9 protein-coding genes and 1 pseudogene are annotated in these 12137 nt (G+C 59.6%); 5 read left to right on the forward strand and 5 right to left on the reverse strand.

All coding sequences use genetic code 11. The features are described 5' to 3' along the window. The first annotated feature begins 86 nt into the window (after window positions 1-86). The 5 genes from ACR0P8_RS01195 to ACR0P8_RS01215 all read left to right on the forward strand — a co-directional run bounded on the left by ACR0P8_RS01195 (window position 87) and on the right by ACR0P8_RS01215 (window position 7027). A complete protein-coding gene (locus tag ACR0P8_RS01195; RefSeq protein ID WP_432622903.1) occupies window positions 87-1643 on the forward strand; it encodes a glycoside hydrolase family 32 protein in 1557 nt (518 codons plus the stop codon). A 452-nt stretch (window positions 1644-2095) separates the two neighbouring features. After that, window positions 2096-3418, forward strand: coding sequence for an MFS transporter (locus ACR0P8_RS01200; RefSeq protein WP_432622905.1), 1323 nt, complete (start codon window positions 2096-2098; stop codon window positions 3416-3418). Between the two features lie 317 nt (window positions 3419-3735). Next, entirely contained in the window at window positions 3736-4524 is a 789-nt protein-coding gene (locus tag ACR0P8_RS01205; RefSeq protein ID WP_432622907.1) for an ABC transporter permease, read from the forward strand. Window positions 4525-4805: 281 nt separating this feature from the next. Next, window positions 4806-5873 carry an ABC transporter substrate-binding protein gene (locus ACR0P8_RS01210; protein ID WP_432622909.1) on the forward strand — a complete coding sequence of 356 codons (1068 nt, stop codon included), beginning with the start codon at window positions 4806-4808 and terminating at the stop codon, window positions 5871-5873. A 5-nt stretch (window positions 5874-5878) separates the two neighbouring features. Next, window positions 5879-7027, forward strand: coding sequence for a nucleoside hydrolase (locus ACR0P8_RS01215; RefSeq protein ID WP_432622911.1), 1149 nt, complete (start codon window positions 5879-5881; stop codon window positions 7025-7027). 73 nt (window positions 7028-7100) lie between these two features. On the opposite strand, the gene ACR0P8_RS01220 is transcribed toward ACR0P8_RS01215, so the two are convergent. From ACR0P8_RS01220 to ACR0P8_RS01240, 5 genes and pseudogenes are all read right to left on the reverse strand, one after another. Continuing rightward, on the reverse strand, window positions 7101-7892 hold the full coding sequence (locus ACR0P8_RS01220; RefSeq protein WP_432622913.1) for an isoprenyl transferase: 792 nt from the start codon (window positions 7890-7892) through the stop codon (window positions 7101-7103). A 4-nt stretch (window positions 7893-7896) separates the two neighbouring features. Beyond that, a complete protein-coding gene (gene recO / locus ACR0P8_RS01225; RefSeq protein ID WP_432622915.1) occupies window positions 7897-8637 on the reverse strand; it encodes a DNA repair protein RecO in 741 nt (246 codons plus the stop codon). Between the two features lie 61 nt (window positions 8638-8698). Beyond that, a complete protein-coding gene (locus ACR0P8_RS01230; protein ID WP_432622917.1) occupies window positions 8699-10324 on the reverse strand; it encodes an alpha/beta hydrolase family protein in 1626 nt (541 codons plus the stop codon). A 191-nt stretch (window positions 10325-10515) separates the two neighbouring features. Further along, complete coding sequence (gene ispG, locus ACR0P8_RS01235; protein ID WP_432622919.1) at window positions 10516-11715, reverse strand: flavodoxin-dependent (E)-4-hydroxy-3-methylbut-2-enyl-diphosphate synthase; 1200 nt, start codon at window positions 11713-11715, stop codon at window positions 10516-10518. A gap of 67 nt (window positions 11716-11782) precedes the next feature. Continuing rightward, a pseudogene (locus tag ACR0P8_RS01240) lies at window positions 11783-12137 on the reverse strand (1-deoxy-D-xylulose-5-phosphate reductoisomerase); the annotation flags it as partial.

The raw sequence follows: 12137 nt of genomic DNA on the forward strand, positions 1-12137 counted from the left end.
CATCTTTAAAAAACACTTCAATCGCGAATACCGCGATACGACACGGCAACCACAGCAATCGAAACTTAAGAGAAAGGCGTTCAACGATGACCGGCTTCACTCCGGACGCACCCGTCCTCCACGAAATCAAGAACCACGACGAGGAACTCGCCAAGGCCGAGGCCGGCGTTGCCGCCATGGCCTCCAAGCGTGACAACCGCTGGTATCCGAAATTCCATATCGCCTCCAATGGCGGCTGGATCAACGATCCGAACGGCCTGTGCTACTACAAGGGTCGTTGGCACGTGTTCTACCAGCTGCACCCCTACGGCACGCAGTGGGGCCCGATGCATTGGGGCCACGTCTCCTCCACCGACATGGTCAACTGGAAGCGCGAGCCAATCATGTTCGCCCCTTCGCTGGAAGAGGAGAAGGATGGCGTGTTCTCCGGTTCCGCGGTGATCGGCGACGACGGCAAGCTCAGGTTCTACTACACAGGCCACCGTTGGGCCAATGGCCGTGACAACACCGGCGGCGACTGGCAGGTGCAGATGCTCGCCGAGCCGGACAACGACGAGCTGACCAGCGCCACCAAGCGCGGCATGGTCATCGACTGCCCGACCGACAAGGTGAACCACCACTACCGCGATCCGAAGGTCTGGAAGACCGGAGACAAGTGGTACATGACCTTCGGCGTCTCCTCCGCAGCCAAGCGCGGCCAGATGTGGCTGTTCTCCTCCGACGACATGGTCCGCTGGACCTACGAGCAGGTGCTGTTCGAGCATCCGGATCCGGACGTGTTCATGCTCGAATGCCCGGACTTCTTCCCGATCCGCGACGCGCAGGGCAACGAGAAGTGGGTCATCGGCTTCTCCGCCATGGGCGCCAAGCCCAGCGGCTTCATGAACCGCAACGTCAACAACGCCGGTTATATGATCGGCACCTGGACCCCAGGCGAGCAGTTCAAACCGGAAACCGAATTCCGTCTGTGGGATTGCGGCCACAACTACTACGCGCCGCAGTCCTTCAACGACGGCAAGCGCCAGATCGTCTACGGATGGATGAGCCCGTTCGTGGCTCCGATCTGCATGGAGGACGACGGCTGGTGCGGCAACATGACCCTGCCGCGCGAGATCACGCTGGGCACGGACGGCGACCTGCACACCGCCCCGGTGGTCGAAATGGAGAATCTGCGGGAGGATACAATCGATTGTGGCGCGATCTCGCTCGACATCAACGAGGAAAGCGTCATCATGGATGATGCCGAAGCCGTGGAAATCGAAATGACCATCGATCTGGCCTCCTCCACCGCGGAGCGTGCCGGCTTGAAGATCCACGCCACCGAGGACGGCGCCTACACGTATGTTGCATACGACGACCAGATTGGCCGTGTGGTGGTGGACCGTCAGGCCAATGCCCGAGGCGACCGCGGTTACCGCGCCGCGCCGCTTTCCGAAGCCGAGCTCGCTTCCGGCGAGCTGAAGCTGCGCGTGTTCGTGGATCGTGGCTGCGTGGAAGTGTATGTGAACGATGGCCGTCAGGTGCTGAGCTCATACAGCTACGCGTCCGAAGGACCGCGCGCCATCAAGCTCGAATCCGAATCCGGCACGCTTGCCGTCAAGTCGCTCAAGCTGCATCATCTGAAGTCCATCGGACTCGAATGATGACAGTCTCCTCCGAATCGAAGCGATAACGGACGTCAGGCAGTAACGCAAAGGAATATGGAATGCCCTCCGCATCACAAGGTGCGGAGGGCATTCCATATTCCTCTTCCTTTTGAAGGGCCGCATTCCCGAATATCTGAATACGCTACTTCTATCCCACATTGTGACCTGCGACACGCCGTAAATAACATAGTAATTTCCAGTAAATCGTTTAACTTGAATACGGCGCAATTCCAACATTTTCGACAGTCGGCCTTCTTCCGTCAATCCACCAAACGCACGTTAAACGTTTGACGTTCTTTGCTATACGGGATTAATATATGAACCGCATTCACTTCCCCCGAAAGTCACAACCATATCGGGGGAATATGGCGCAACATAATGCAACATCGAAGAGGCCGCCGGAAACACTGCACCTCAGGCGGCACCACACACAAAGAAAAAGAGAATACATGGCAAGCAAAAATCGTTCTGTGTGGAAGAATCCTTCCTACCTGCAGAACTCCTTCAGCATCTTCATGTTCTTCTGCTCCTGGGGCATCTGGAACTCCTTCTTCGCGTCCCGCTGGCTCACCGACCCGACCCACGGTCTGGGATTGAGCCCCGCCGAGCAGGGACAAATCTGCTCCATCAACTCCTTCGCCAACCTCATTCTCATGTTCGTGTACGGCGCCATCCAGGACCGTCTGGTCATCAAGCGCCAGCTCGTGATCTTCACCTCCGCGCTCGCCGCGCTCGTCGGACCGTTCGTACAGTTCATCTACGCCCCGATGCTGCAGGCTGGCGGTGCCACCCACATGGCCGGCGCTATCATCGGCGCAATCGTGCTGTCCGCTGGCTTCTTCGCAGCCTCCCCGCTGTATGAGGCGCTTGTGGAACGCTGCTCGCGCAAGTTCGGCTTCGAATACGGCCAGGCGCGCGCATGGGGCTCCTTCGGCTACGCTCTCGTGGCACTGTTCGCAGGCTTCCTGTTCAACATCAACTCGATGCTGAACTTCTGGGTCGGCTCCGTGTTCGGAGTCATCCTGCTGTGCATCTACCTGTTCTGGGTCCCGGCCGAACAGAAGGAGGAGTTCAAGAAGGAGTCCGATCCGGACACCGCCCCCACCAACCCGTCCGCGAAGGAAATGCTTTCCGTTCTGAAGATGCCGACCCTGTGGGTGCTTATCGTCTTCATGCTGTTCACCAACACCTTCTATGTGGTGTTCGACGGCCAGATGTTCCCGAACTACTACGCCTCCCTGTTCCCGACCACCGAAATGGGTAACGCCACCTACGGCGTGCTCAATTCCGTCCAGGTGTTCCTCGAGTCCGCCATGATGGGTGTCGTCCCGATCATCATGAAGAAGATCGGCGTGCGCAACTCCCTGCTGCTGGGTGCCACTGTGATGTTCCTGCGCATCGGCCTGTGCGGCGTGTTCCACGACCCGGTCACGGTATCCATCGTCAAGCTGTTCCATTCCATCGAGGTGCCGCTGTTCTCCCTGCCGGCGTTCCGCTACTTCACCCTGCACTTCGACACGAAGCTGTCCGCGATTCTGTACATGGTTGGCTTCCAGATCGCCGCTCAGGTCGGTCAGGTGATCTTCTCCACTCCGCTGGGCGTGCTGCACGGCGCGATGGGTGACCGTCCGACGTTCTTCATCATCGCGGCCATCGTGCTGGCGGCCCTGATTTACGGCTTCTTCGTGATCAAGAAGGACGACCAGGAGGTCGGCGGCGACCCGTTCTACACTGACAAGCAGCTCAAGGCCATGGAAGAGGCCAAGGCCTGATTCCGACCACCTTCGACTGCTGACGCAACCACACATAGGGGAGGTCCTTCGCATCACACGGCGCGAAGGACCTCCCCTTATTCAGTGCGTGCGCCATTGTGGACGGAAATCGTTTGCCATACGTCCCACGTCGTCGTCTATACTGTCCAACCGGTAACAGACTTTTCTGACCGTACGATGGGCAGGCTCCTCACCTTACTGGTTTCCCGTTGTCGGTCACGTGCGCGTCCACTTTGACGCAGAAAGCAAGGTGAACGATGGCGGAATCGCACGTTCAACAACTTCCGGCAAAACAACGGCCATCTATGACGAAACACATGATGCGCAAACTGAAGACGGCATGCATCAAACGTCTGCCGACGGTGATCGCAATAGTACTGTTGCTTGTCATATGGGAGGCATGGGTGCGCTTGGGACACGTGCCGTCCACGATGATTGCCTCCCCCAGTGAAATCGCGCAGGCCACCGTCGAAACCTGGCCGACGCTCTGGCCCGCGACACAGGTCACATTGCTGGAAGGCACCGTCGGTTTCCTGCTTGCCGTGACATGCGGCATTCTGATTGGGATTCTGCTGTACTGCTCCCGTATTGCGAACGCAGCGCTGTTCCCGCTGCTGTCGGCCGCGCAGACGATGCCGTTGATTTCAATCGCACCGCTATTCCTGATTTGGTTCGGTTTCGAAGTGTCCGGCAAAATCGTGATCGTAGCCGTTTTCGGCCTGTTCCCAATCGCAGTGCAGACGATTCGTGGTCTTGAGGCGGTCCCCCAGTTCTATTCGGATGTCGCGCTGACCTGCGGCGCGACCCGTACATGGACGCTGTGGCATGTGAAGTTGCGCGTGGCCGCACGACAAATTTACGGCGGCATCCGCGTGTCCGCAGCCTACATCTTCGCCACCGCCGCCACCGCGGAATACCTGGGCGCGCGCAAGGGCCTCGGCATCTGGCTGCAGGCGGCCTACAACTCGTTCCGCACGCCGCTCATCTTCTCCGCCACGCTGGTCATCATCGTCATCACCGGAATACTCATGTGCCTCGTGAATCTGAGCGAACGCATGCTGCTCGGACCCGTCGGCGAGGACGAGGATCCGGATGCCGGACAGTGAACGCAATCCAATGGGCGTTGATTTGGATGAAATCAGGGAGGTTTTCATCCAAATCAACACCCGCTTGCGATACAACAGCATCCGTACATCCACTGTCTGCCACGTCAGAGCAACCCGTATAATGAAAATCGCTGTTTAGCCAATGTGTGGCAAACCGGTTCGCCGGGGGCATTGGACGAACGGGGGCTGGACCCTTCGTATCGTTTTCTGCCCGAACTCCGTCCGCAGCGCCAATCCCTAGAAAACGATAAGGCAACAGGATTCAAGGGAAATCGCAAGGAATGAAGAAGACAGTCCTCCGCAAAGCAATCGCACTTCTCGGCGCAATCGCCATGCTTGCCGGCACAGCCGCATGCGGGCACAGCAACAACACCGCAGGAACCGCCACCGACGGCGACGGCCTCAAAAAAGTGACGTTCATGCTGTCATGGGCGCCCGACACCAACCATATCGGCGTATACGTGGCGAAGAACAAAGGCTATTTCAAGCAGGTCGGGCTCGATGTTGACATCGTGGCGGTGGCGCAGGCCGGCGCCGAACAGGCCGTGAACAACGGCGTGGCCGACTTCGCGTTGTCCAATCTCACCAATGTGGGCATGTATGCCACCAAAGGCGCGAAAATCAAGCAGGTCATGCAGGTGCAGCAGAAACCAAGCGCCATCTGGTGCTCGCTCGCCTCGAATAAAGCCATCACATCCCCGAAGGATTTCGACGGCAAGACCTTCGCCACGTTCGGTTCCAACGAATCCGACGCGGTGATTCGCCGCATGATCCAGACCGACGGAGGCAAAGGCACGTTCGACAAGGTGACCGTCGGCACGTCCACATTCCAGACGCTGTCCAGCAAGAAGGCTGACTTCGGCGGCTTCTACGCCACTTGGGAAGGCGTGCAGGCCGATATGTACGGCCCCAAGCTCAACTGCTTCACCGAGCCGGACTATGGTGTGCCCGGCAACGCCGACACCATCGGCGTGATCACCAGCGACAAGACGATCTCATCCAATCCGAATCTGGTGAGGAAGTTCGTGCAGGCCACCAAAAAGGGTTACGAATACGCCTATGCGCATCCCGATGACGCCGCGGCGATCCTCGTCAAAGAGGCTCCCGACGCGAATCTCAAACTCGATTTCGTCAAGCAGAGCATGAAAACGATCGTGAACGGCCAGTATTGGGGTGATCCGGCCAAGATCAAGGATGGCTCGTTCATATTCGGCACCAACGATGCAAAAGGCGCGCAACAGTATTTCGATTTCCTCGCCAAAGAGGACGCCTACACCGATTCGCACGGCAAGACGGTGCACACCGCACCGGTGGCCAAGGACATCTCGACCGACGAGTTCCTGGGGTGAATCCGATGACGTCCACACCATCCTCCGTCAAACGCAAGCTGATTCTCGATGTCGATACCGGCATCGATGACGCGCTGGCTTTGGCATATGTCTCCACGTTTGACGATGTCGAAATGCTGGGTGCCATCGGCACATACGGCAACGTGGCAGCAGGCACGGCCGTGCGCAACACACGATACGTGTTGGATCGGCTGGGATTGCGGCATGTGCCGGTCCTAGCGGGCTCCACGCATCCATCATGGGCCGATTCCTTCATCGCAGACGCGGGATGCGCGCAATTCCATGGAACGGATGGCTTGGGCGGCTTCGGGCCGGCCACGGACCCACCCATGTCACTCACGTCCGCTTCGGTGAAAATGTACACGTCGGCATCGCGTAGGCTGATTTCCGTAGGCGGCTATGACGTGCATGACCGCCATGCGAATCCCTCCACCGATTCGTTCACGCTTTCGTTTACCCCATGCGATCGCGCGGCAGGCGCAAGCGTCGCTTTGCCGGAGGGCGTGCGGTTCATCGTCGACATGGTCCGCCGGTATGGCAGGGACGTCACGGTGGTGGCGACCGGCCCGCTGACCGACATCGACGCGGCACTCACTGCGGCACCGGACATCGCGGACGGATTACGGCTGGTGATGATGGGCGGGACGCTCACCCAAGAGGGCAACTGTTGGGATGCGACCGCCGAAACGAACATCATCCAGGATCCAGAAGCGGCGGATCGCGTGTTCCATTCCGGTGCGGACGTGACCATGGTCGGTCTGGATGTCACACACCAGTGTCTGCTGGGAACCGACGCGACCACGCAATGGCGCCAAGCCGCACCGACCGATGTGCGGACGTTCCTTGCCGATATCGCCGATTTCTCAATCACAGCGAACCTTCATGCGGATGCGCGTCTCTTCTCGACAGGCATGCCGTTGCACGACCCGCTTGCCGCGGCCGTCGCATTGGACCCGAGTTTGGTGGAATGCTTCGACCTGCCGATGAAGGTCGAGACGCAAACGGGTGATTTCCACGGCACGCGTGGTCGCACCATCGGCGATCCGGCCGGTCTCATCGACCCAACCGTACCCCGCGTGCACGTCGCGTTGACCGTCGATCACGACCGTTTCGTAGCCGACTTCACCCGCAGAATCGCCGGAATCCAACGTTGATGTGTGCTTGTTTTGGACGGAACCAAGCCGGATTTCGTCCAAAACAAGCACACATTAGCGTGAACAGGTATTCCTACTTCTTCACGCCACCGAAACGGCGATCACGGTGGACGTAGTGGTCGATGGAACGCCACAGCACCTCGCGGCCGCAATCCGGGAACAGCTCAGGCACGAAATCGAGCTCCGCGTAGGCGGCCTCCCACGGCAGGAAGTTCGAGGTACGCTGCTCGCCGGAAGTACGAATCACCAGATCGCAGTCGGGAATATCCGGGTTGTACAGATGTTCGGCAATCATCTTCTCCGTCACGCGATCGCCGGAGATCTTGCCGTCACGCACCTCACGCGCAATAGCCGCGCATGCATCCGCGATCTCGGCACGGCCGCCGTAGTTCAGACAGAACACCACATCAATGGTCTTGTTGTTCTTCGTCTTCTCCTGAGCCACTTCCAGCTCATCAATCACGGACTTCCACAGCTTCGGCCGGCGGCCCGACCAGCGCACGCGCACACCCCACTCGTTCATCTGATCGACGCGGCGATGGATGATGTCACGCGAGAATCCCATCAGGAACCGCACTTCCTGCGGGCTGCGCTTCCAGTTCTCGGTGGAGAACGTGTACAGCGACAAGTAGCGCACACCCGCCTCGATGGCGCCGGCGATAGTGTCGAACACCACCGGTTCGGCGGCCTGATGCCCGTCGGTGCGGATCAGACCACGCTTCTGGGCCCAACGGCCGTTACCGTCCATGATCACGCCTACATGGCGCGGAACCTTGTTCTTCGGAAAATCGGGAATAATCGACGGATCGGAGAATGGTGCCGCCGGAATGTCAAGGGATTTGTAATCCACGTTCTCAAAAGCCATACCGCTAATCTAGCAAGCGCATGGAACGAATCGGCCGTTCCAGATAGTATTCACCCCATTCTTCCACCATTTGGTGGGTTTCCCGCTGAATCGCCGGAGTGACGGGAACGCCATCCAACTCCCCCCAATCGCCTTCCACCAAAGCGGAAAGCCGGCAAAGCGCATCCCACGAAACCGCTTCGGATTCAGGCGTATGGTCGGCGACGCACATCAATCCTCCAGCGGGAATCGAGAAATACCAACCGAGTGAGGACGAGATCGGTTCTCCGCACACCACGCAGGCGCGCAATCGCGGAGTCCAGCCGGCGATCGCCAGCGCACGCAGCACGTACGAATCGCCGATCGCGGACGAATCATGCGCATGCTTGGCAAGCGCGTTCAACGCACCCAATACCAACCGATATTGCGCGGCCGCAGGCTCCTTTTCCGCCACGACCAGCTTGTCGGCGGTCTCGCAGATCACATTCGCCGCCGTGTACGCTTGGAAATCGGAGCAGATCGATCCGGCATACGCGGAAATCGATTCGGCTTGGGACACGACATCGAGTGACCTGCCTTCCGCGATCAGCAGCGACACGCGCATGAACGGTTCGAGACGGCCGCCGAATCGTGATTTGGTCCGTCTTACGCCTTTGGCCACGGCGCGGATTTTGCCATGGCCGCGCGTAAGCAAGGTGACGATGCGGTCGGCTTCACCAAGTTTGACGGTGCGCAGCACCACGCCTTCGTCCTGATACAGCGGCAATGCATGCCTTCTTTCCTGCGATCGCTCCACGATTCCACGGCGTGAGTCCGCCAGGAAACCCTTAGTAGATGAACAGTCCCCAGAATGCGAAAACAAGCAGCACGGAGAACATGGCCATTACCGTCAGCCAGAACATCACACGGCCGAAACGTGTGGAGGCCAGCACCGGTTGACGGCCACTGACGATCTCGCCGATGGCTCCCTTGCGCGGCGGCCATTGCACGATGCCACGGTGGGACGCCTCTTCGATCAACCGCATGAACACCCGGGACCACGCCCATACCACGGCGATGCACACCACCTGGATGACCGGCCAGCTCCAATACATCACGCCCGGATCCTCGGCGGGCGCGCTGCCCCATGCAAGCTTGACGACGCCCATGATCACGTCGCCGAGTCCCGCGCAGAACAGTACGAACGTGGCCATGGTGGCGATCGTCAACGTGACCAGCGAATTCTTGAAGCCCCGTGCCATTCCCAGCCGATATCGCCGTCCGTGCGCACGCGCCCAGATCTTGCGCGCCAGCACGATGAGCCACAGCAATCCCACGACAAGCAGCAACAGCACCATGCCGACGTGCAGCGCCACCAGATAGATGGTCAGACCGCGATTCGCTTTGAGCTCCAACGGAACGGCGATCGATTGGTACATTCTGGTGCCGGCGACGCGTTCGCTGGTTTGCGTAAGCCCCTGCGTGGTACCGACGGCCCAGTCGACCACGTCATCCTCATACGCGTCGGCGAACGGTGTGCCGGAATTGGCTTCGTCGCCGAGCCGAAGCACATGGTTGGCGATTGGATACGTGCGTATGGTGACGTTCCGGTTGCCGGCCTTATGCGCCAAATCGACGATTTTCTCAGTGCCTTCCACCTGCGCGGTCATGACGTCCTTCGTGCCGTACGCCACCAATGTGGGAATGGCGTAGGCTTTCGGCGTCAGCGTATCGATATCGAGGTTGGTGAGACCGAACAGCGAGGCGTCGATACCGAACACACGGCGGACGATTGACTGGTAACCGTCGTGCGCGCCGACGAGCGCGAAGTCCTGCGCGGCAAGGAATCCCAATGAATATCTGGGCTCGTAGACCATGGGGCTGAGCAGCACCTGGAAGGCCACGTCGGGGTCCCGCTGCAGCAGGTACGAGGATATCCAGGTGCTTTCAGAAGTGGCGTAGATGCCCACTTCGGAGGCGTTCACCGTATCCATGTCCCTCAACAGGTCGATGACCTGGTCATAGATGGCCGCCGATCCCGGATAGTCACGTGTGGCGTCGTTGGTGGACCAGACCGGCTTGTCAAGCACCGCCGTCACGAAGCCTGCGGAGGACAGGTCAGTGGCCATGTCTCCGAAGGAGTTGTCGCAGGTTCCGTAACCGGCCCCATGCATGAAGACCACGCCGGGCCGGTTGCCACCAGCCCCTTTCGGCTCGCGGATCAGCACTTTGATCCGCTGTACCTCACCGGTGGAAGGCCGTTTCGCGTTGATGACGACATACCGTTTCGTCACCTCGTAATCGCCCTTTTTCGCCAAAGCCTTGCCGGTGGTGTTGTTGAAGGTCACGGACGTGTCTGAGTCAAGCGTCTCAATGGTCTGTTCGGTCGGCTCATAATTCCATGAGGATGCCGTCAGATTGGCCACGGAAACCAAGATGCCCAGCAGAATAATGAAAATGGGCAGGCTCACCATCAGCCGCCGACCGCTTGTCCATGGACGATATGGCTCCGCGAAGCGAGAAGACTCCTCCCCTTGCTGAGGGAATTGACTGGCGATTGCTGATTGACGATCCTGTTCTGACACGCCGTTCATTCTACCGACCAGCGCTGAGAAACCTGTTCCCGTGCCCCGCCGTCAACGCAACGGAGCACGGGGATGCGTTTTCAGCAATTGCCGTTCTGAGTCACCGGCACGACCACCGGACCGGTCACGGAGGGAGGCACCTGGCCGTCCGCTTCCATCTGCGCGGCAATCTCCTGTGCCTTGGCGAGCAGAGTCTCGACAATCTGATCCTCCGGCACGGTCTGGATGACTTTGCCCTTGATGAAAATCTGCCCTTTGCCATTGCCGGATGCCACGCCCAGATCGGCTTCGCGGGCCTCACCGGGACCATTGACGATGCAGCCCATCACGGCCACGCGGATCGGCGCCGTCACATCCTTCAAGCCTTCGGTCACGGCGTTGGCCAGTTGAATCACATCCACCTGGGACCGGCCGCAGCTCGGGCAGGAGATGATGTCGAATTTGCGCGGGCGTAGTCCCATGTATTCCAGCAACTTGCATCCGACCTTCACCTCTTCCACCGGAGGTGCGGACAGCGAGACGCGGATGGTGTCGCCAATGCCCTCGGCCAGCAGAGCGCCGAACGCCAGACAGCTTTTGATCGTGCCCTGCCAAGTCGGGCCGGCTTCGGTGACGCCCAAATGCAGCGGCCAATCGCCTTTGGACGCCAGCAGACGGTACGTCTGCACCATGGTGACCACATCATGGTGCTTGACGGAAATCTTGAAATCGTGGAAGCCGACGTCTTCAAACATGCGCGCTTCCTTCAGCGCGGACGCCACCAGCGCCTCCGGTGTGGGTCCGCCGTACTTGGCGTACAGTTCCTTGTCGAGCGAACCGGCGTTCACGCCGATGCGCAGGGAAATGCCCGCATCCGTGGCCGCTTTGCAGATCGAGGGGCCGACCTCGTCGAATTTACGGATGTTGCCCGGATTCACGCGCACGGCGGCGCAACCGGCATCGATGGCCTGGAATACGTACTTGCTTTGGAAGTGGATGTCGGCAATCACCGGAATCGGCGATTTCCTTACGATTTCCGGCAACGCGTCAGCATCATCCTGGCTTGGCACGGCCACGCGCACGATGTCGCATCCCGCGGCGGTCAGTTCCGCGATCTGACGCAGGGTCGCCGGCACATCCGCCGTCACCGTGTTGGTCATGGACTGCACCGAAATCGGTGCTCCCCCACCGACCGGCACCGGTCCGACCATGATACGGCGGGATTTGCGGCGGGGATGCAGCGGACTTTCGCTGATGTCCGCATCGCCGGTTTTGCGGAACGGTTTTTCGTTTTCTGGCATACGTGATCCTTGACATGTGCGGAGCGTTTCACACGCCCCGCTATGGTTCTTGCGATTGCTTTCGTCTTTACCTGTTTATCAGCCTGTCGGCGCGGTCACGCGCCTCACGCTCGAGTTGGCTCATTTCCTCCACGGAAGCGAACAGCGGATTGCCACGCAGTTCGGCGTCCATCTCGTCGAGGACCTCACGCACGGTGTCCACGATGCCAAGATACGACAGACGATGCTCAAGGAACGCATGGACGGCCTGCTCGTTGGCCGCGTTGAGCACGGCGGTATGCTTTTCGGACGATTCGAGGCAGTGACGGGCGAGGCTCACCGCGGGGAAGGCCTCATCGTCAAGCGGCTCGAACGTCCATGTGGCAGCCTTCGTCCAATCGCAGGCCGCGGCGACGTTCCCCAGACGTTCCGGCGCGGACAGG

This window comes from Bifidobacterium sp., from assembly GCF_050874245.1.
Classification (GTDB): Bacteria; Actinomycetota; Actinomycetes; order Actinomycetales; family Bifidobacteriaceae; genus Bifidobacterium.